Annotated in this window: 17 protein-coding genes and 1 pseudogene; 10 read left to right on the forward strand and 8 right to left on the reverse strand. The window is 55.7% G+C overall.

Going from position 1 to position 21,066, the window contains the following annotated elements; genetic code table 11:
- Window positions 1-8: 8 nt before the first annotated feature.
- The 7 genes and pseudogenes from speA to GOV89_RS15845 all read right to left on the reverse strand — a co-directional run bounded on the left by speA (window position 9) and on the right by GOV89_RS15845 (window position 7,684).
- Window positions 9-1,898 carry a biosynthetic arginine decarboxylase gene (gene speA / locus GOV89_RS15820; protein WP_171238588.1) on the reverse strand — a complete coding sequence of 630 codons (1,890 nt, stop codon included), beginning with the start codon at window positions 1,896-1,898 and terminating at the stop codon, window positions 9-11.
- 101 nt (window positions 1,899-1,999) lie between these two features.
- Complete coding sequence (locus tag GOV89_RS15825) at window positions 2,000-3,085, reverse strand: DUF1513 domain-containing protein (RefSeq protein WP_171238589.1); 1,086 nt, start codon at window positions 3,083-3,085, stop codon at window positions 2,000-2,002.
- A 3-nt stretch (window positions 3,086-3,088) separates the two neighbouring features.
- A complete protein-coding gene (locus GOV89_RS15830; protein ID WP_171238590.1) occupies window positions 3,089-4,099 on the reverse strand; it encodes an imelysin family protein in 1,011 nt (336 codons plus the stop codon).
- Window positions 4,100-4,101: 2 nt separating this feature from the next.
- Complete coding sequence (locus tag GOV89_RS15835) at window positions 4,102-5,649, reverse strand: di-heme oxidoredictase family protein (protein ID WP_171238591.1); 1,548 nt, start codon at window positions 5,647-5,649, stop codon at window positions 4,102-4,104.
- Entirely contained in the window at window positions 5,609-6,094 is a 486-nt protein-coding gene (gene bfr, locus GOV89_RS15840) for a bacterioferritin (RefSeq protein WP_171238592.1), read from the reverse strand. Before bfr ends, GOV89_RS15835 begins: the two co-directional genes overlap by 41 nt.
- A pseudogene (locus GOV89_RS22895) lies at window positions 6,042-6,335 on the reverse strand (bacterioferritin-associated ferredoxin). The gene bfr and the pseudogene GOV89_RS22895 overlap by 53 nt, the downstream one beginning before the upstream one ends.
- Window positions 6,336-6,412: 77 nt before the next feature.
- On the reverse strand, window positions 6,413-7,684 hold the full coding sequence (locus tag GOV89_RS15845; protein ID WP_171238593.1) for an imelysin family protein: 1,272 nt from the start codon (window positions 7,682-7,684) through the stop codon (window positions 6,413-6,415).
- Window positions 7,685-7,940: 256 nt separating this feature from the next.
- Between GOV89_RS15845 and GOV89_RS15850 the strand changes: the two genes are divergently transcribed.
- The 5 genes from GOV89_RS15850 (at window position 7,941) to GOV89_RS15870 (ending at window position 13,851) form a co-directional block, all read left to right on the forward strand.
- Entirely contained in the window at window positions 7,941-8,468 is a 528-nt protein-coding gene (locus GOV89_RS15850; RefSeq protein WP_171238594.1) for a DUF2796 domain-containing protein, read from the forward strand.
- A gap of 492 nt (window positions 8,469-8,960) precedes the next feature.
- Window positions 8,961-9,668 (forward strand): hypothetical protein, encoded by a 708-nt coding sequence (locus tag GOV89_RS15855; protein ID WP_171238595.1) that lies wholly within the window; start codon window positions 8,961-8,963, stop codon window positions 9,666-9,668.
- 282 nt (window positions 9,669-9,950) lie between these two features.
- On the forward strand, window positions 9,951-11,873 hold the full coding sequence (locus GOV89_RS15860; protein ID WP_171235684.1) for a DUF3604 domain-containing protein: 1,923 nt from the start codon (window positions 9,951-9,953) through the stop codon (window positions 11,871-11,873).
- A gap of 161 nt (window positions 11,874-12,034) precedes the next feature.
- Window positions 12,035-12,865 (forward strand): peptidyl-prolyl cis-trans isomerase, encoded by an 831-nt coding sequence (locus tag GOV89_RS15865; protein WP_171238596.1) that lies wholly within the window; start codon window positions 12,035-12,037, stop codon window positions 12,863-12,865.
- Window positions 12,862-13,851: a HupE/UreJ family protein gene (locus GOV89_RS15870; protein WP_171238597.1), complete on the forward strand. Its 990-nt coding sequence runs from the start codon at window positions 12,862-12,864 to the stop codon at window positions 13,849-13,851. Before GOV89_RS15865 ends, GOV89_RS15870 begins: the two co-directional genes overlap by 4 nt.
- Before the next feature lie 374 nt (window positions 13,852-14,225).
- Here the strand turns inward: GOV89_RS15870 and GOV89_RS15875 are convergent, their stop codons facing one another.
- Window positions 14,226-14,879, reverse strand: coding sequence for a GntR family transcriptional regulator (locus tag GOV89_RS15875; protein WP_170612103.1), 654 nt, complete (start codon window positions 14,877-14,879; stop codon window positions 14,226-14,228).
- Between GOV89_RS15875 and GOV89_RS15880 the strand changes: the two genes are divergently transcribed.
- From GOV89_RS15880 to GOV89_RS15900, 5 genes are all read left to right on the forward strand, one after another.
- On the forward strand, window positions 14,878-16,170 hold the full coding sequence (locus GOV89_RS15880) for a Gfo/Idh/MocA family protein (RefSeq protein ID WP_254451538.1): 1,293 nt from the start codon (window positions 14,878-14,880) through the stop codon (window positions 16,168-16,170). The genes GOV89_RS15875 and GOV89_RS15880 overlap by 2 nt on opposite strands.
- 100 nt (window positions 16,171-16,270) lie before the next feature.
- Window positions 16,271-17,281 carry a TRAP transporter substrate-binding protein DctP gene (gene dctP / locus GOV89_RS15885; protein WP_170429695.1) on the forward strand — a complete coding sequence of 337 codons (1,011 nt, stop codon included), beginning with the start codon at window positions 16,271-16,273 and terminating at the stop codon, window positions 17,279-17,281.
- Window positions 17,282-17,311: 30 nt separating this feature from the next.
- Complete coding sequence (locus GOV89_RS15890; RefSeq protein ID WP_170460347.1) at window positions 17,312-17,887, forward strand: TRAP transporter small permease; 576 nt, start codon at window positions 17,312-17,314, stop codon at window positions 17,885-17,887.
- Window positions 17,884-19,179, forward strand: coding sequence for a TRAP transporter large permease (locus tag GOV89_RS15895; protein ID WP_170328647.1), 1,296 nt, complete (start codon window positions 17,884-17,886; stop codon window positions 19,177-19,179). Before GOV89_RS15890 ends, GOV89_RS15895 begins: the two co-directional genes overlap by 4 nt.
- Window positions 19,179-21,065 (forward strand): bifunctional sugar phosphate isomerase/epimerase/4-hydroxyphenylpyruvate dioxygenase family protein, encoded by a 1,887-nt coding sequence (locus tag GOV89_RS15900; protein ID WP_171238598.1) that lies wholly within the window; start codon window positions 19,179-19,181, stop codon window positions 21,063-21,065. Before GOV89_RS15895 ends, GOV89_RS15900 begins: the two co-directional genes overlap by 1 nt.
- Window position 21,066: the final 1 nt, after the last annotated feature.

The following is a 21,066-nucleotide window of genomic DNA, read 5'->3' on the forward strand; positions in this document are numbered from 1 at the left end:
TCTCCTTATTATTCGTAATAGGTGTAGCCGTTGATCGAGTCGCGATAGGCGCTCATCAGGGTTTTGCGGTCCTTGGCTTTCAAAGTACCGGTCGAGATCGCCTCGTCCACCATTTTGCGGAAGGCGGCGACGCAATCCTGCGGATCAAACTCGACATAAGACAAGACTTCGGAAATCGTGTCGCCTTCTTGTTCGTGCAGCAGGTCAAAGCCGCCATCGGCGCGCAGGTCGATGGTGACGACGTTTGTGTCGCCGAACAGGTTGTGCAGGTCGCCCAGCGTTTCCTGATAGGCGCCGACGAAGAAGACACCCATCAAGTATTCCTGATCTTCGGGCAGAGAATGCACCGGCAGGCTGGGCGAGACGCCGTCGGACAAAATGAACCGATCAATCTTGCCATCGCTGTCGCAGGTAATGTCGGACAGCACCGCGCGGCGGTCGGGTGTCCGGTTAAGACTCTGCAGCGGCACGATTGGATGGAGCTGGTCGATGGCCCAGACGTCGGGCAGGGATTGGAACAGCGAAAAATTGCAGTGGTAGATATCGGCCACTTTCTCAAGCTGATCATCCACATCCGTTTCCAGATCGTCGCTGGCAGCAAGCGCCTTGAGACGCGCCATCAGGGACAGGTAGATACGTTCGGCACGCGCCATCTGCCGCAAGTCGACATAGCCACGGCGGAACAGGGCGCGCAACTCGTTGCGATAGAAGGTGGCGTCGTTCCAGCATTCCTGCAGGCGATCTTTGCTGAGATATCCACGCACTGCAGCAAGGTCCGAGACCATGTGGTGATCATCGGGCTCAACCTCGGGGCCGTTTGGCGCATCATACAATGTGCTTTCCAGCACGTTGAACACCAGCATTGAGGACGTCGCCACCACTGCGCGCCCGCTTTCGGTGACCAACGTGGGGTGGTCGATTTCGGCCTCATCCATTGCATAGGCCACGGTTTCAACGACGTTGGCGCAGTATTCTTCGACCGTGTAGTTGATCGAGTTTTCGGCGGCCTTCTTCTCGCCGGTATAGTCCACTCCCATGCCGCCGCCGAGGTCGAGATGGGTCAGCGGCACGCCTTCACGGGTCAACTCGGTGTAGTACCGGCAGGCTTCGCCCACAGCACGGCGCACATCGTTGACGTCCTGAACTTGGCTGCCCAGATGCGAGTGTTGCAGCTTTAGGCAATGCAACAGCCCTGCGTCGCGCAGCTTGTCCACCGTAGCGACCAGTTGATCCGTGTTCATGCCAAAGGCCGAGCGGTCGCCCGAGCTTTCTTCCCATTTGCCGCTGATCTGGTTGGTCAGTTTGACCCGGACACCGATCAGAGGTTCGATGCCCAGTTCGTTGTAGACCTTGATCACCGTGTCGGCCTCTTTCGGGCTTTCCAAAACGATGACTGTGTTGAAACCAATCTTACGAGACAGGATCGCCAGCTGGATGAACTCGGCATCTTTGACACCGTTGCAGACGATCAGCGCCTCAGACGCCAGTCGATGCGCAAGGGCTACCACCAGTTCAGGCTTGGACCCGGCCTCGAGGCCATAGTTGTACTTCTTACCGAACTCGACGATCCGGTCGACGACCTGTGCCTGCTGGTTCACCTTGATCGGGAAAACGCCGCGATAGGATCCCTTGTACCCAACACGCGCGATGGCCTCGCGGAAGCTATCGTTCAGATGCGCGATTTCATGTTCCAAATAAGAGGTCACGCGCAGAACCATGGGGGCTTTGATGCCACGGTCATCTAAATCGCTGATAATACCCAGCAGGCTGATCGCTGCTGTCTCTGGCGACATGGGGTTGCGCAGACCGATCTCGCCCTGATCCGTCACCTCGATGAGGCCTTTGCCCCATTTCTCAATCCCGTAGATGGAATGCGGTGCATCGGGCGTCTGTTTCAATCAAGTTGATCCTTAACGTAAGGGTGCCAGTTTCGCGCCCGCCAATACGGCAGCAGTTTGATTCTTCCAAGTGTAAACTAAGTGACGAATAAAACCGAGTTTTACTCAGGGTGGCGGATCGGTATCAGGTGATTGTCCCACTGACAGTGTGCGTGGGCGCGGATCATAGGGGACAAACCGGTCAAAGTACCAAACAAGCCAGTTCCGGTGGTAAAGACCAACCCGTCTGACCCTGCACCCAAGCCGCAGACATCCTCTAATGCATGGGCATTCGCAAAGGTCCCGTTGGTGACGTCAAACTGATGTAGTACATTGCCGCGCGGGCAAGTGATGGCAATGGCCGTACCGTCCGCCGAAAACGCGACACTCCCCGCATAGCCTTGGAGCATGCTTTGATCCTTGTCGGGGGCCGACAGCAGGCGCGGGGCTTCGCCGAGACGGTGCAGGCCCAGCAGCGGCGGGTGTTCAGACGTGCTGCCCTGCCACTGCATCGCAAAGCCCACCAGCCCGTCTTGTCGAACGGCCAGATGCCGGATCGAGTTCTTGTGTAGATATCGGGGCAAGGAAATCTGCTCAAGAAAAGTGCCGGAAAGGCTCAGATAGGTCAGATTGGGGTCCATCACCGGCAGGTTCAGTTTGGTGCGTCCGGTTTCGGGATGTGTCTGGATCCCGCCATTGGCAATCACCAGCGTTTGCCTATCGGGCATCAAGCGCATGTCATGCGGTCCGACGCCACCCGAGGGAAACTCTGCTATCCGTACAAAGCTGTCCGCGTTCCAGACACTTATGACTCCTATTCCGGCCTCATAGTTGTTCTCGGTCGCGAAGAAAGTTGTACCATCGGGTGAAAAGGTGCCATGGCCATAGAAATGGCGGCCCTCAGGAACGGTGAGTTGCGCAATCTGCGCGCCGGTGGCGCAGTCGACCACCACGGCAAATGTTCCGGGGCGACGGGCAAAAGCTACGGCCTGTGCTTTGAACGGATGCGCTGCGGCGGCATGCCCACGCGCAGGCAAGGGCACCGAGAACAGGGTTTCGCCCTGCTCATTCAGACCCGCCAGCCTATGTGAACCATCGGGAAACAGCCCTGCAGCCAGAAAGTCGGGCGCCCCAACCGAAGCCCAGCCGCGGATCGGCGAGAGAGTGGCTGCGGTCAGACCGGCCAGGAAGTGACGGCGTGACGGCACTGATCAATCTCCGTCCAGCGAATTGAAACCTGCGCTGATCCCCAGTGTCGGGCCAAGTTCTGTGAAGGCAATGGCACGGATGTCGCGAATGGATTGTTGCAGGGCCTCGATGCGGAACCGCGCTTGCGGATCAGCGACACCCGCCAACGCGGGATCATCAATGGATTGGGCTTTCTCGATGGCGCGCGCAAACGCAGCGTCCAGATTGGTTGCAATTTCGGGGTAATCGAAGTACAGCCGGGCGGCCAGATCGCGCAGGGCGATCAGCGAGAGCTCTATGTGGTGCAGGGACCGCTCGGACCGGCGTGCTTCTGCGCGGTTGGGGTGGGGGCGGTCGAATGTGCCCAATGGACGACCCAGCCGGGTTTCGGCGGTGAACTCAAGACCTGTAGACAGGGCTTTGAATAACTCCTGCATCGCCTCATCCTGCGTCCGATAGCGACTGTCCTCTCCGGGTCGGGTTAGGTTTGGGGCATAGCTCAGCCAGTCTTCGGCCATTGCTTGTGCGTTGGCACTGATATCCGCCGTGATAGCCTGAATCAGAGCACAGCGGTATTCTGCATCGCCCTGATCAGCAAACGCAGGGTCGTACAGCATCTGTTCCAGGGCAAAGAAACCGCGCCCTGCGATTGACGTCTCGGCATAAGCTTCGGGGCTTTGGACCGCTTCATCCTTACTGGCGATATGTTGCGACAGCGCCTTGGAGGTGAACCCTTTCGTGTCGGGCCAAAAAGCCATTGCGAAAGCGCGGTCATCTACCTCGGTTGGGCCAAATCGCAGATGGCTGGCGGAAATCCAGCTGTCAAAGGCGTCATCGTATGCGGCACGCAGCCCGGGTGAGGTCGGGGTGCAATCCACCAACGCGGCACTGACCAGAGCACCTGTTGTCTCTGGCAGCTTGTCGAACCGAGGCAGGATATGCGTTTCGGTCACATCCATCAGGATTGGGGCGCGATCTTGTGCCAGTGACACGACGGGCATTATCAACGCAGCGAGGAGAGGAAGGTAACGCATGTTTAAAGGCTCTCCAGGAAACGGATCAGGGCATCGCGGTCCGGTTTGGGCATCGACACCACGCTATCGCGTGCAGCTTGTGCTTCGCCGCCATGCCATAGGATCGCCTCTAACAGATTGCGCGCCCGCCCGTCATGCAGGAACTGAGTGTGGCCCGAGACGCGTTCAGTCAGGCCGACACCCCACAAGGGCGGTGTGCGCCATTCGCGGCCCGTTGCGCGGGCCTCGGGGCGATTGTCTGCCAGACCGTCGCCCATGTCATGCAGCAGCAGATCGGTATAGGGCCAGATCAGCTGAAAACTATGTTCGGGCCGGTCGTCCATGCGGTGGGTGACATGCGACGGCGTGTGGCAGGAAGCGCAACCGGTGGCGTGAAATACTTCCTTGCCGCGCAGCACTTCGGGGCTGTCTACATCCCGGCGACCGGGCACCCCCAGATTGCGACTGTAGAAGGCCACCAGGTCCATGCCCAACTGATCAATCTCGAACCCGCGCAAATCATTGTCGCCATGAGGTGCTTCAACGCAATTCACCTGCAATTCGGTGCAATCGCCTTGCGGGGCAGGATAAAGTGGGCTGGAGATTCCAATATCCCCGGCAAATGCCGCAGCCGATTGTTCCATGATCGTCGGCATTCCCGCTTTATGCCCGAACCGACCCATCATCGGTGCGCCATATTCCAAGGACCAGACGATGTTGGGACGACCCGAAATGCCATCCCCATCCGCATCTTCAGGATCAGCGTTGACCAATAGATCTTCGACTGGGATCCCCTCAAGCAGGCCAAGCCCGATCATCTGAGGGGCGACCCGTGGGCTTAGCATCGCCTCGGGGTGCAGGGGCCCGTAGCCAAGGTCGGCTGCCCGGTAGGTTGGGCGGCGCAGTGACGCGGTTTCACCCCCTGACAACGCGATCGGGATTTCCTCGTACGAGATATCCAGCCGGTACTCCGCCGGATGCCCTGCTAGTGCAAAATCCTGCATCTGTCCGCCATAGGTGGGCTCGGGAAGGGTGGCGACATAGTCTGCGATCTCGGCATAGCCATCTTCTGGCGCTCCGGGGATCGAGATCCGAAGGAACATGGAAATCGCCTTGTCTTCAAGCCCGTTCGGGGTATGCCCGCGTCCATCCTTGATATGGCAGCGTTGGCAGGATCGTGCGTTAAACAGCGGCCCCAACCCGTCAGAGGCCAGCGTGGAGGAAGGCGACGAGACCCAGATTTTTTTGAACAACCCATTGCCGACCTTGAAGTCCAGCTCTTGATCGAAGCTCAGATTGCCAGAGGGCTGTGAAAACGCATCTGCGTCATTGCGCACTCGTACAGTCGCGGCCCCGGCAGAGAGCTCTTCAAACGGCTGCGGTGCGCTGAAGTCCTGCGGTGGGGCTGTGACGACGGCGATGCGGGCGCGTTCATCCGTGGTTCGAGGGGTGATGTTCAGATGCAGATCCTTCAGATCCGCAGACAGGGCAGGGGCGGCCGCAAAAGCGGCCACCGACAGCGTAAAAAGGCTACTCGCCTTCGTCCATTTTTGACGCGTTGAGTTGCGCATAATTTGCTTCGCCGATCCTTTCGTACAGGTCGAGCTGCGTTTCGAGGAAGTCGATATGACCTTCTTCATCCGCTATCAATCCTTCGAAAAGCGACATTGAGACATAGTCGCCCACTTCGCGGCAGTGATCGCGTGCTTCGGCATAAAGTGCACGCGCGTCCAGTTCGGCGGCAAGGTCACATTCCAGTGTTTCCTTGGGCGTTTGCCCAATGCGCAGCGGGTCCAGTTTCTGCAGGTTGGGGTGGCCTTCCAAAAAGATGATCCGCTCGATCAGCTTGTCCGCGTGCTGCATCTCTTCGATGCTTTCCTCGCGGCTTTTCTTGGCCATGTGGCCAAGACCCCAATCCTCTTGCAGCCGATAATGCAGCCAATACTGGCTTACCGCGGTCAGCTCATGCCGCAGAGACTTGTTGAGATATTCGATGACCTTTGGATCGCCCTTCATCTGCTTTCTCCTGTGTTACTCCGGCACGCAAGGCGCGGAGTTGCATCGGTAATTCCAGACTATCGTTTGACCGCATCGTGGCTAGGAAAAGGGGCATGCACCCGCCTCAATCCGCCGACTTTCCAAGGGCATGATAGATTTTACCGGGGGTGATTACTGTCTACGGGTCCGCCGATCGCATCCATTCAATGGTCGCGCGGATATCATGATCGGAGATGTTGGTGCAGTGGCAGACAATCATTGTCGTTGGCTCGGTTTTTTCAGGCGATCAGGTGGGGATATGGGCCGGGAAACAGATCTTCCCGGCCCGCTCGGGGGTTATTGGAAAACGGCGTTGGGGTTATCCAGGCTGTCGGACCCTTCAAACGCGATCCCGTCCAGTTCAAGTGCTGTCACGATGCGTTCTATGGTTTTGGTTTGATCGACCAGACCGTTGACGCCACCCATGATCAGGGCTTCGCCACCTTCGTTGCCGCGTTCCAGCATCTGATCATAGGCAAACCCCGCTTCGGCGGTCGACTTGATCTTGCCCAATGCTTGCATGGTTCTGGCCAGTTTCGCCTTCATCTCGGTATCCAGCGCCGGGTCGGTTGCGACAACCAGATCCGACAGGGACGCGCCCGAAACCGGGGTGCCGTCGATGCGTGTGTAGCTGCCCAGATAGACGTTCTGGACACCCAGGCCATCGTAGTAATGGCTGTTATGGGTGTTGTCCGAAAAGCAGTCATGCTCTTCTTCTGGATCGTTCAGCATAAGCCCCAGACGCATCCTTTCACCGGCCTGCTCACCGTAAGACAGTGACCCCATGCCTGTCAGGATCGCACTGATGCCTGCGGCTTCGTTCTCCATCAGGGCGGCGCGGGCTGCTCCGCCTTCCTTCCACTGATCTGCCATCCAGGCAAGATCAGTGACCAACAGATTGGTAGCAGCACTCAGATATTGGGCGCGACGGTCACAATTGCGGCCGGTGCAGTCATCGCCTTTCGCATAGTCGGTGGCCGGGCGGTTGCCTGCACCTGCGCCGTGGCCATTCATATCCTGCCCCCATAGCAGGAACTCGATCGCATGATAGCCTGTTGCCACGTTGGCTTCGATTCCATCGGCCTCGTGCAGCGTTTCGCTCAGCAGTTCGGGGGTAATTTCGCTCGCGTCAATGGGCATGCCCGACAACTCGAAGCTCGGGTTGGCGATGACGTTCAATACGGCGAATTCGTTCTCGTCGGTGGCGCCGCCATAGGCCGCATCCACATAATCGATCAGACCTTCATCCAGCGGCCACGCATTCACTTTGCCTTCCCAGTCATCAACGATGGCGTTGCCAAAGCGATAAACCTCGGTTTGCTGATAGGGTACGCGCGCCGCGATCCATGCCGCACGGGCTGTGTTCAACGTGTCATCCGACGGATCGGCAATCAGGGCATCGACCGATGCTTGCAAACGCTGCGCGGCAATGAGGCTGTCTTCAAATTTCGCTTCGGCAATATTGGCGTAGTTTTCAAGCACATCCGTTTTCACGGGCGCGTCAGCGGCAAATGCAGCGGTCGCTGTACAAAGTGTCAGAGAGCTGGCTGCAGCAAACAATTTTGTCATGGAAGTGGTGCTTTCTTATCTACTCGTGCGGGAATGCCCCGCTGGTATTGCCTTGGAGTAACTGATTGAAATAGTCAACAATGTCAACCTGAGTTTTATTGTCAGGTTTAGAATCTATGTTTAAGTGACGCTACCCTCCCCATATCTGGTAGGGCCGGAGCGGGCGGTTGCGATTGCGCGGCGGGTGCTTCCCGTTAGAATTAACTCGGTGATTCTGTTTGTGGTGGTTTGGTTGATGAAGTGTGCTGTTTTGGCCATGTCCCTGCTCCCCGCAGCTCTTGCGGCGCAAGCGACGCAAGTTACAACGCCTGATCACCGTGATGCTGGTCGACTGGATGTTGTCTTGTCCCAGACCGGGTTTTCCCTGAAACTCAATGTGCCAACCGTGGATGTCGTGGGGTTCGAAGCTCCGATCTCCAACGACGATGAGCGCACGAAAGTTGCAATCGCGATGTCCGAGCTGTCCAAGCCGCTTGACCTGTTTGTTGTCCCGCTCGAAGCAGGATGCTTCACGACTTCTGCCAATGTGATCCTAATGCACCAGATTGTGGATCAGAACGATACGGGCCGTGCGTCCAGCGGATCGCCGACCGACGAAAGTCATGCTGAATTTCAGGCGGACTATGTCGTTCAATGTCAGGACATGAGCGCGCTGGACAGGTTCGATTTTGCTTATTTCGACCGTTTCAGCGGATCGGAAACGCTGACTGTCCGCATTAAAGCTGATGGGACGGAACAAACCCGTGAAGCTACGCGCGCCGTGCCGCAAGTGACGCTTCCGTAGAAGTTTCGATAGCCTCGGGCGACGCGATGACCAAAGACATGCGACAGCATTCCGTCACACCATCTTTTTTGGTAACTGTATTTACCGATGGCAGTTCAAAGCTGGATAATTAAGATTGTATGCCCGATGCTGCGAAAGCATCTTGCAATTCTGATATGCATTCTCGGGCTGGTTGCGCCTCGGGCTTCATATGCCTGTGTAGTTTGTACAGACCTGCCGGACGCATCCATCGCGGATCACATACTATCGGCGGAAGTCATTGTGCTGGCTGGCCCGACAACAGAAAATCCATTCAGATTTACAGCGCGCAAAATCCTTAAAGGAAGTCCCGAACGTCTTAGTGCTGTGCCGGAAATCCCTTTTTTGATTGATAGTGTTACGCGCAGAGCATTCCGTGCCGATCCGACGCGAACCGTTCTGCTCACGTATGGGCCGACTTACAGGGATAGCGCCGGCCGTGGTCTTTCAAGGGGATGGCAGCGCATATTCACGATGAACCCGGACCGAACTGCGTTTTTTGAGAAACTTCAAACCACGGGTCGGCTGTGGGCCTATGGAGAAAGAGACAGCGCAGAGCGAGTTTTGTTCTTTGCTGAATACCTGTGGCACCCGGATCAAGCGCTGCATAACATGGCATTGGTCGAAATCGGCCTTGCGCCGTATGCACGCGTGCGTCCCTTGGGTGGCGGGTATTCGACAGAGCAGATTGTGAGCGAGTTGAATGACTTGAACCGCTTTGCCTACAGGTCGGCTGCAATTCGTTTGCTGGGGTTACAAACTGATCCTCACGCGCGTTCAGTCGTACGCTCCGGCTTCGCCAAGTCCTTGAAGTCCGGTGGTTTCAACGGCTACGAATGGGCCCTAGCTGGGATAGAGGCTGAAAATACATCTGCAATCAGAGCGATTGGCCTTGCGCTTCAGAATCCACAAAGGGCGTCAGAAGACAAGAAATTGCTGATCCGCGCGTTGACCGAGGCCGGTTCAACGCAGCCAAGGTTAAGACCAGAAGCCTTACGAACCCTGTCTGAGGCGTTAACCGGGAATAGTGACTTGGCCGTCCAAATTGCTGTTGGAACGCGGGATTGGGGGCGAACGGTTTTACATCAACAGTTTGAGGCTTTGGCTGCTGAGGAAGAAACAGACCCTGCAACTCAGTTTATGATCAACTTCGTTTTGGGAACTGAATTGTCAACTGAGTAGGTTGGTTTTGGAATTGCCGATCAGTATCGGGAGGGAACTTTGTTTGTCCAATCCCTCCGCTGGCAGACCCAAGCCCGGAACGGACTGCCTGATTGCACTTCTGGGGCTTCTGACCAGCGTTGGATCTACGCCCTCCGACCTTGATGGCCGGCACCGAAAATGACCTTACGAACAAATCAATTAACACGGGTTGGCCAGGTATGTTATAAACAAAATCGAATATAAAAAGAGCTACTGAAAGCTCTGCGATTTCGCCATGAATTATTGCATTAGGGGGGCACTATGAATCGAATTTCCATCTGTATTCTATCGTTGCTTTTGGCACCAACAAACGGTCTGGCTGACGCCGTTCCGAGCGAACAGGCAGCTGAAGGCCTGTTTTCTGATCAACCGTATTCCCCTTATGCGCAGCGTACCTTTCCGGAACGTCCCCTCTGGGGCGACACACACTTGCACACCGGATTGTCCCTTGATGCCGGTGCCTTTGGAAACACCTTGTTGCCTGACGAAGCGTGGCGGTTCGCAAAAGGCGAACAGGTCATTTCCTCGACAGGCCAAGCTGTACGGCTGGCCCGACCATTGGATTGGATGGTTCTGACTGACCACACGGACCTGATGGGGTTTGCCCCGGATCTACAAGCCGGCAAGCCCGGTGTTCTTGCTGACCCAAAAGGTCTGGAATGGTACGAAGGTTACAAAGCGGGCGGCGAAGAGGCGGGGAAAACTGCCTTTGATATCATCACAAACTTTTCGCAAATGACCCTGCCGGAAGTTCTTCTTGAGTCGTACAGCCCGGGCGCCGACGCTTTTGCCTTCACTTGGGAGCATATCGTTTTGGCGGCCGAGCGTCATAATGATCCGGGTAATTTTACGGCGTTCATCGGGTTCGAGTGGACCTCGGTCCCCAAGGGATTCAACCTGCACCGAAACGTCATGCTGCGTGACGGGCCGATCCGGGCCTTGCAAATGGTGCCTCCGGTCACGCAACCACCCTACGGCGACACAGACCCAAAGTCGCTTTATGCTTGGCTTGAAGAGTATCAGGAGAAAACAGGGGGACGCGCCGTTGCCTTTGCCCATAACGGTAACTTGTCGAACGGATGGATGTTCCCTACCGAAGACACGTATCACGGCGGCAAGGTTGACGAAGAATACGTTGCGGCCCGCGCAAAATGGGAACCCCACTATGAGGTCACTCAAATCAAAGGTGATGGCGAAGCGCACCCATTCCTGAGCCCGGATGACGAATTTGCAGACTATGAAAACTGGGACGTTGGCAATCTCGATATTACCGAGTTGAAGACCGATGATATGCTAGCCGGAGAATACGCCCGCGAAGCCCTGAAGCGCGGTTTGATGCTGGAAGAAAAGTTCGGAGTGAACCCCTATAAGTTCGGTATGGGCGGGGCGACGGACAGTCATACGTCTTTGGCCACTGCCGAGGAAGACAACTTTTTTGGAAAGTCCGTCAGTGTCGAGCCTTCTGCATCTCGGATCAAACATCCTTTCATTGCAAATGATCTAGGCGAAATTCCCGGCGACCTTCTTGTGGCGTCCGGATATACGGCTGTTTGGGCGACCGAGAATACGCGTTCCGCGATCTTCGATGCGTTCAAGCGACGCGAGACTTACGCAACCACGGGACCGCGGATTGGCCTGCGGTTCTTTGGTGGTTGGGACTTCAGCGATGCCGATGTTGAAACCCGCTTCCTTGCGAATGTGGGCTACACCAAAGGTGTGCCAATGGGTTCGGACTTGCGCCCGCGAGAGGGCGATGGTGCACCCAGCTTCCTGATCGCCGCATTGCGCGACCCGGTTGGTGCCAATCTGGATCGCGTGCAGGTGATCAAAGGGTGGCTGGATTCCGAAGGCACGCTGCAAGAGAAGGTTTATGACGTTGCCTGGTCGGATAACCGCGAAGCTGACGAAAACGGCAAAATCCCCGCCGTTGGAAACACCGTGGATGTAGACACCGCCAGTTGGACCAACACAATCGGAACCGCCGAACTTGTCACCGTTTGGTCAGACCCGGATTTCGATCCGAATGCCCGGGCATTTTATTACGTTCGCGCTCTGGAAATCCCAACCCCGCGTTGGATCCTGTATGACAAGCTGAGATATGGCATCGACCTGCCCGAAGATGCGGTTCTTACGCATCAAGAACGCGCTTATTCCTCGCCGATTTGGTATACGCCGTCCGAGTGAATTGCATGCTTCACGGATTTCGAAGCCGAGGTAGCCGCCGCTACCTCGGTGGTCGTTTGAAACTTCTGCAATGCTCATAGCATTCATTTTCTTGCAAAACCCGATCAGCTGATGCCAGCATCAGTACGTAGAACCAGAGCACGTTTTACGCAGGAGACTTCATGCGATTTTTGAAAGAACCCCTGTTCCACTTTTTCTTGATTGGGGCAGCAATTTTCATTTGGTTCCATATCGTTGCGCCGAACGACCAGACTGTCGAAAACCTTGAAACGATAACATTCGACCAAGACGATATCGCGCTTTTGTCTACTCAGTTTGAAGCGCGGTGGAAACGCCCGCCCGACAATGCTGAGCTGCAAGCCTTGGTCAACGCGTCAATTCGCGAAGAGGTACTTGTGCGGGAGGCACGAAAACTTGGCCTTGATCGTGGGGATAGCGTGATCAGGTCTCGTCTAAGTCAGAAGATGGATTTTCTTACAGAAGCGATCGCCACATCATTGGTTCCAGAAGATGAGGATCTAGAGGCGTTTCTTGAAGAAAGTCCTGAACGCTATGCTACCCCCGACAAGGTGGCGTTCAATCAGGTCTTTTTGGGCGAACGGCCAAGTGATGCAGAACTTGAGGCGGCCCTGGTTGCGCTAGACGAGGGGCAAGACATGTCTGCATACGGGGCTTCGACACTCTTGCCGACCTCAATGCCCCTGACCGTGACCAGAGTGGTGGACTCGGTCTTTGGAGGTGGATTTTCCGACGCTCTGTTAGAGCTCGAAGCTGGCCAGTGGGTCGGTCCGATCCGGTCAGGTTACGGGGTTCACCTTGTTCAGGTGACCGCCATTGAGCCCAGCCAAACGCCGGCTTTGTCAGACATTCACGATGCGGTTTTACGGGATTGGCGTCGCGCCATGAGTGAAGATCTGGCGCAAGCGCAGTATGAAGCTCTTGCGGGTACGTACAAGATTGTGGTGCCCGACCTGTCAGGCGCGACCGAATGAGGGCTTTGATCTGCATAGTGCTTGCGCTTCTGTTCGCTTGGCCCGTAGGTAACGTGGCAGCGCATGCGCTTGATCCGGGATACCTGGACATGCGTCAAATCGGGCCAGGTACGTGGAGCGTTCATTGGCGGAAGCCAGATGTGAGTGGTCAGCCAATGGCGATTGATGCTGTTTTGCCGGATGGATGCGCTCCTGCACGTGGGCCTGACCCGGCTTTCGACGGGCGAGCATGGGTTTCATCCTGGGTTGCCGAGTGCGACGCAACGATCGCGGGCCAACCCATCGCCATCGAGGGCCTTGAGGCTCAGCAAAACGATGTTTTGGTCCGTTTGCACCCACTAGAATCCGAGCCCGCGACGCTTCGTTTCACGCCAGATGCCGCGGTTCAGGACATTCCATCTGAACAGACGACATCGTCAGTATTTGTCGCCTATTTCCAGTTGGGGTTCGAGCACATACTGGAAGGCTGGGACCATCTGCTTTTTGTCTTAGCGCTGTTCATTTTGGTTCGCGATCCGTGGAGGTTGGTCGGAGCTGTAACAGCATTCACGCTTGCGCATTCGATAACATTGGCGCTTGCAACCTTTGGCGTTCTGAACGTTCCCGGCCCACCAGTTGAGGCCGTCATCGCCTTGTCGATCGTTTTTCTGGCGATGGAGATTGTCAAAGGCGGTGAAGGACGGTTCCGGCTTTCAAGTCAAAAACCCTGGATCGTCTGTTTCGGATTCGGGCTTTTACACGGTCTTGGTTTTGCTGGGGCATTGGCCGATATTGGTCTGCCGCCAAACGACATCCCCGCAGCATTGCTTGCGTTCAATCTGGGCGTTGAAGCCGGTCAGCTGTTTTTCATCACAGCCTTGGCGCTTTCTTTGATGATCTGGCGTGTGATTGCGTTTCCGATCAACCAAAGGGCAACAGTTGTCGCCGCCTATGGCATCGGTTCCGTGTCGATGTATTGGCTTATCGAGCGTATTAGCGGTTTCTAGCCTCACAAACTCAAAGCGGCGGCTTTCGAAATCTCGGCGGGCTTCCCAGTCACGGCTGCTAACTGACGAGCTCAGATTTGATCGTCGTCCAAAGACAGATTTGAAAGAGGTTTATTCTAGGCCAAGGTCCAGTTCGCCCACGAAGGGTTCATTCAAAAAAAAATTTTCTGGATGATGGTAGCGGAGGTCCGTCTTGGACACAAACCCCACACATTAACACTCTGTAAAATACGGGTGCCGCGACCTTCGAGGGGTAAGCTGAAAGCTCAATTGTCGTGGCGGTACCCTGACTGGCGAATTCGATCAAAAGATATTGGACATCACCGCGTTGCTCCGAGTTGGAGGCCGCCGCAATTGCGGCACGGCGGAATGGCCTACATAGCCTCCAACGTGTGGGCGAGGCCGTTTCGGATGTGATCTTCCAACAGTTTCTTGGCCATATTCGCGTCTCTGGCCAATGCGGCATCGAACATGTGTTTGTGTTCTTTGGCTGCTACCTCACCTCGATAGGTCAGTACGAGCATCTGGTAGCGAAGATATTTGTCATAGATGATTGAGTGAAGGGATAGAAGATTCTTGGAGTTGCAGGCTGCTATCATTGCTTGATGAAACTCCGAGTCGTACCTCTTCCAGGTTTCTTTCTCAGAGTCATCTCCTTTGAGAAGCCGTTGCTCCATCAAATGCAGCTTATGATGCGCGGCGACGAGGTTCCCCTCCCAATCCGTGTCACCATTCTCGATGGATAACTCCAACGCGTGGCATTCCAACAGGACACGCAGCTCTGATATCTCGATCAGGTCTTCACGGGAGACCGGTGTAACCAGGAACCCCCGTTGCTCAGGAGCTTCGACAAATCCGTCGCTGGCGAGCCTGTTCAGCGTTTCACGAAGTGTCGAAAGGCTTGCAGAGTAGCGTTCCTTCAAGGCGTCCAGCTTCAGTTTGGAGCCGGGCTGCAACTCCCCGAAGATGATGTCCCGCTTGATGCGCTGATAGGTGCTTGCACCTATCGTAGACGGCTGTTTCGCCATGCGTTTCACCCGATATTATCAGTTTCCTCGTTCAATTAGCATTTTTCAGAGACATCAGCAATCCAAACTGATGTATGGTAAAAATAAAAATACCATACATTATTGCGGAATCGCGAAAACCCCAATACGGTCGTGGCCAAGTTGGGCAAAGCAGCCCGATCGCAATCATCGGTTTCGGGATTTTCCGGACCCTCCGGAAGGAAGCAAAGTGTCTAAGAACTTTCGCATTGCCATTGTCGGCATCGGCCTTGTTGGACGCCGCCACGCAGATGCTATCCGAGCGTTGCGCCATGTTGATCTCGTCGCGGTGGTCGACCCCAGCGATGAAGGCCGTGCTTACGCCGTTGAGCATGCGGTTGCATGTTACGAAACCCTCGAGGAAATGTTTGCAAATCAGACGCCAGACGGAGCTGTTCTGGCGACCCCGACCACGCTTCATGTCGAACAAGGCCTCACGTGTGTTCGACATGGTTGTCCCGTTCTTGTCGAAAAGCCGATCGCCGTGGAAGCCACCGCTGCACTTGAGCTTGTTCAAGCAGCGGAGAAGGCCAATGTGCCACTGATGGTCGGACATCATCGTCGACACAATCCTCTGATCCGGTCGGCTAAGGAAGCCATTGTCGATGGGAAGATTGGAGATGTGCGCGCTGTCCATGCGAATTGCTGGTTCTATAAGCCAGACGAGTATTTTGATGCTGCGCCTTGGAGAAAGAAACCCGGTGCAGGGCCCATCTCGGTCAATCTTGTCCACGATGTTGATCTGCTGCGGTACTTGGCCGGAGAAGTTATGACTGTACAGGCTCAGTCGGCTGCTTCGCAGCGGGGTTACGACAACGAAGATGTTGCCGGTGCTCTGTTGACGTTCGAAAGCGGGGCGATAGGAACCATAAGTGTGTCCGACAGCATCGTTGCCCCATGGAGCTGGGAGATGACGTCTCAGGAATATCCAATCTATCCTTCAACCACTGAGAGTAGCTACATGATAGGTGGTTCTCATGGTTCGTTGTCCGTTCCCGATCTTCGCCTGTGGAGTTACCAGAGAGAGCAAAGGGATTGGTGGACGCCAATCTCATCAACCGCGCTGAAGAAGGGTGCGTCTGACCCTCTGGTCAATCAACTCAGGCACTTTGTTGAAGTAGCTCGGAACGAAGCAGAACCGATTGTGTCTGGATGGGAAGGTTTCAGAACGCTTCAAGTTATTGAAGCTATTCAGAATTCCTGCAGAACAGGTGATACGGTCAAGATCAAAAACTTACAAAAAACACCAATGGCAGGTATGACGGCAGTCTAAAATATCAGATATTTTGCAAAACATCTTGCAAAATGTCCAAAATAGGTCAAAACTCTGAATCGCAAAAAAGAAGCATCATGATGTCTCAGGGAGGAGCAAAGTGATTACCAAACTTACCCGCCGGGCTGCTGTATCAGCCCTGGTCGCAACCGGTGTTCTGTTTAGCGCAACAAGTGGTGCGCTGGCGGAAGACAAAGTGCAACTTCGCCTCGCAACATCAGGATCGGAGACCGATCAGCGCTCGGTCGCCATGGCCGAGGTTTTCGCGCCCATGGTCGCTGATTTCGCAAGTTATGAGCCCAGCTATAACGGCACCATTTTCGCTCAGGGTACTGAGCTGGACGCCATCAGTCGGGGTAACCTGGAAATGTCGATCACCTCGGCGCAGGAACTGGCACAGTTCTTCCCCGAGTTTTCGATCTTTACAGCAGGCTATGTCCACCAGGACGCCGCGCATCAGGTGGCTGTCTTCAACGATCCCTTGATGGATGCCTTCAAGCAAAAGGCCGAAGAAGAACTGGGCGTCAAACTGCTGTCGGTCATGTATCTGGGCCGTCGACAGGTGAACCTGCGCCAACCCAAGGATGAACTAACCGTCAGCACTCCGGCTGATCTGGAGGGTGTGAACCTGCGGATGCCGGGCACAGATGCGTGGCAGTTCCTTGGAAAAGCGCTGGGTGCCGCCCCGACACCAATGGCGTTCTCAGAGGTTTACACAGCTCTGTCGACCGGTGCCGTTGACGGTCAGGACAACCCATTGCCGACCGTGGTTGATGCCAAGTTTTACGAAGTGACCAATCAGATCATCCTGACATCTCACTTGGTCGACTTGAACTATATCGCCATTGGCAAAGAAGTTTGGGACGGGTTGACGCCGGAACAGCAAGCCAAGGTTCAGGAAGCTGCGGACGCAGCAGCTGAATCAGGCCGTCAGAAGCAACTTCAGAAAGAAGAGGATCTTGTCAGTTTTCTGAAAGAGCAAGGAATGGAGATCTACGAACCCGATCTCGCCGCGTTCCGCGATCAGGTACAGTCTATGTATCTGGACAGCGAATTCGCTGGCTCATGGCCCGAAGGCGTTCTGGATCAGATCAACGCTTTGGGCAACTGAGCCCAGTAAGACAAGGGAGGGAGAACCATAATGAAAGCCTTCATAAAGGGGTTCTCCCGACTGACCGAAGCGATTGCCGGCGGGATGCTGGCGGCAATCTTCCTGATTTTCCTATTGCAAATACTCTTGCGCTACTTCTTTACCCCCGCCGGATGGACGCTTGAACTCATCGGCATTCTGTGGGTTTGGGTGATCTTCTTCAGTTGCGCTTTCATAGTGCGCGAACGGGATCACGTGAAGTTCGACATCATCTACCTTTCCGTGCCGATGCGCGTGCGGCAGGTCTTTGCGATGCTGGCGGCCGCAGCGATCGTGGTCGGTATGCTCTACAGCTTCCTTCCGACGTGGGACTACATCGATTGGATGAAAATCCGCAAGACATCGACTGTCCGCAATCCGTTTTCCGGCGAGAAGATACCTTTGCGCACAGTATTCTCGATTTACGCGGTATTCATGCTGGTCGTCGCAGCGCGCTACGCGTGGCTATTCTTCGACGTCATGCGCAATGGCCCCCCAAAGACAGAGTTGGAACTGGTTGTTGGGTACAACGTGGTTGACGACCATCCCCGTGTCGACGTCGAAGAGGACGAGGAAGTTAAGAAATGAGTTTTGAACTTCTTTCCTGCCTGCTCGCTCTCTTTCTTCTGGCAGGCATCGGGACACCTATCGGCTATTCCATCCTCTTGGCCTCATTGGTGTATCTGGGCACAGCCGGACTGGACGTAGCACTCGCAGGCGAGAAGATCCTGCAGGGCTTCTACAAAAGCACGATCCTGCTTGCCGTGCCTTTGTTCATCGTCGCCGCCAATATCATGAACGCGGGCTCGATCACGGACCGTCTGCTGAACTTCTGCGTCGCCGCTGTTGGTCGGTTCAAGGGCGGTCTCGGGCACGTCAACGTGGTAGCGTCTCTGATCTTTTCGGGTATGTCCGGCTCGGCCGTCGCGGATGCCGCGGGGATCGGCAAGATTATCATTGAAATGATGACTAAAGATGGCCGCTACAGCCGAGGTTACGCAGCCGCGATCACGGCGGCGTCGGCGACGATTGGCCCGATCATTCCGCCCTCGATCCCGATGGTTTTGTACGCGCTCGTTTCCAAGGCCTCTATCGGGTCGCTGTTCCTGGCCGGTATTCTTCCGGGCCTGATCATGGGCGTCGTCCTCATGGCGATGAACTATTATCTGGCCGGAAAGCGGAACTTTGCATTGGAAGAACCTGTTCCACTGCGCGAATTGCCGGCTAAAACCGCAAACGCGTTTCCGGCACTGCTGATGCCCGCAATCCTGCTATACGGCATATATGGCGGCGTCACCACTCCAACCGAGGCCGCAGCAGTGGCTGCATTCTACGCCCTGCTTCTGGCAGCGTTGTTCTACCGCGCGCTGACCTTCCGTGGCCTTTATCAAGTGTTCGTCGACAGCGCGCGCTCTTCCGCAGCCGTCGGGGTGGTCATTGGGGGCGCGTTCATTCTGAACTTCATCGTTATTCAGGAGCAAATACCGCAGTCTATCTCGGCGCTGCTGGAGGGTTCTGATGTCAGCCCGATTGTGTTCCTGATCCTCGTAAACCTGCTGATCCTCGCGCTGGGATGCGTGTTAGACGCAACAACGATCATCCTGGTGATCGTGCCCCTGTTCATTCCAACCTGCGAAGCGCTCGGGATTGATCTGGTGCATTTCGGAGTGCTGGTCGTCGTGAACTCAATGATCGGTTTGATCACGCCGCCCTATGGCATTCTACTCTTTGTGATCAACGCCGTGACGGACATTCCGCTGCGCGAAATCATCTCCGAAATCTGGGCCTTCCTCGCGGTTCTCATCTTCGCCTTGGTGATAATGATGCTGATGCCGGATCTGGTCCTGTGGTTGCCGCGTATGTTTGGATATCAGGGATAATGTGCCTGTCGGTTTCGACAACGTCGATCCCCGGTGATCTGGCCGAAAAACTGAGCGCCATCGCTGACGCGGGATTCGGGGGTGTCGAATTACACGAACCGGATTTGACCGCTTTTGACGGACCGCCGTCACAAGTCCGCGAGATTGCATCGGACCTCGGCCTGAAGATTTGCCTGCTACAACCCTTCCATAACCTTGAAGGCCAGCCCGATGCCGGACGGGAGCGCGCCTTTGATCGACTGAAACGCAAACTCGACCTGATGAGCGAGTTGGGAACGGAATTGCTGCTTATCGGGTCTGCCTTCGAGGTCGATGTCGCCGCGACCGAAGAACAGGTAATCGCAGATCTTGGCGAGGCGACCGAGATCGCGAAAGAGATGGGGATGCGTCTGGCCTACATGGGCTTGCCTTGGTCGGATCTTATTCACTCGGATGAGCAGGCGTTAGGCGTCGTTGAAGCGATTGACAGCCCTCATTTCGGGTTAGCCTTGAACTCCTTCTTCTCGCTTGCCGACCGGTCCAAACCAGCCCGCCTTCGGGACATTCCCGGCGAGCGGCTGTTCCATGTACAACTGTCCGATGCACCCCGGTTCGAGATGGATATACGTCGGCTCAAGCGGCACTTTGGGCTTCTGCCGGGGCTTGGGTCGCTGAACCTTGCGGGCTTTGTACGCGTGTTGTCCCGCGCCGGGTACAAGGGGCCTTGGTCCATTGCGCGCGTCAACGAAGCAGCTCCTCAACCCGGTGGCCGAACACTGGCCCGAGACAGCTACAGGTCGCTGGTGAACCTCTTGGATGAGGTATCACGGACCGAGCCGGGAACCGATTTCGGCACCCCGGACCTGCCGGAACGCGTCTATGCGTCAGGCTTCGAGTTCGTCGAATTTACAGCCGACGAAACAAGCGGTGCGCAGCTGGCAGATATGCTGTCAGCAATGTGTTTTCGAATGGAGCGAAAACACGTAAGCAAGTCCGTCGAGCTATGGCGGCAGGGCGCGATAAACATCGTCGTGAATACCGAAAAGGAAGGATTTGCCCATTCGGCGTTTCTGGGTCACGGCCCCTCCGTTTGTGATATGGGGTTGCGTGTCAAAGATGCGGATCAGACGGTTCAGCGAGCGACCGCGTTGGGCGCGCCGAATTTCTCACAGCCGGTAGGGACCGGGGAACTGGACATCCCGGCCATCCGAGGTGTTGGTGGCAATGTTGTCCATTTCATAGATGAGAAATCCGATCTGCATCGGGTTTGGGACATCGAGTTCGAGCCAGTCGCCAAGACCAAAGCGATCCAGCCCGCCGGTCTGCGCCGCATCGACCATCTGGCACAGACGATGCGTAACGATGAGATGCAAAGCTGGCTGCTCTATTACATTTCGACTTTTGAGATGGCAAAATCCCCGATCGTGAACGTTGCCGACCCGTCGGGTGTTGTGCAAAGCCAAGCCATCGAAAGCCCCGAGGGCGAAGTGCGATTAAACCTGAATGGAGCAGTTGGGCGTCGAACACTGGCGGCTTCATTCCTTGAAGACGGTTTTGGCGCCGGTGTTCAGCACATCGCCTTCCAGTCGGACGACATATTTGAAACCTCGGCCCAATTGCGGAAGTCCGGCTTTCCCAGTCTGTCCATCCCAGAAAACTACTACGCTGATCTGCAAGCGACATTCGGGTTAAGTGAAGACCTGATCGCCCAAATGCGCAGGGATAACATACTCTACGACCAGGCGGCGGGTGCCGAGTATTTTCAGATCTACAGTCGCCCCATCTTTAACGGCTTTTTCTTTGAAATTGTTGAGCGCCGAACTGGTTACGCCGGCTATGGCGCGCGTAACGCTGCGTTTCGATTAGCGGCGCAAACGCGACACCACGTGGCGGAAGGAACAACCTAAT

The sequence above is a fragment of the Ruegeria sp. HKCCA5763 genome (assembly GCF_013034545.1).
GTDB lineage: Bacteria > Pseudomonadota > Alphaproteobacteria > Rhodobacterales > Rhodobacteraceae > Ruegeria.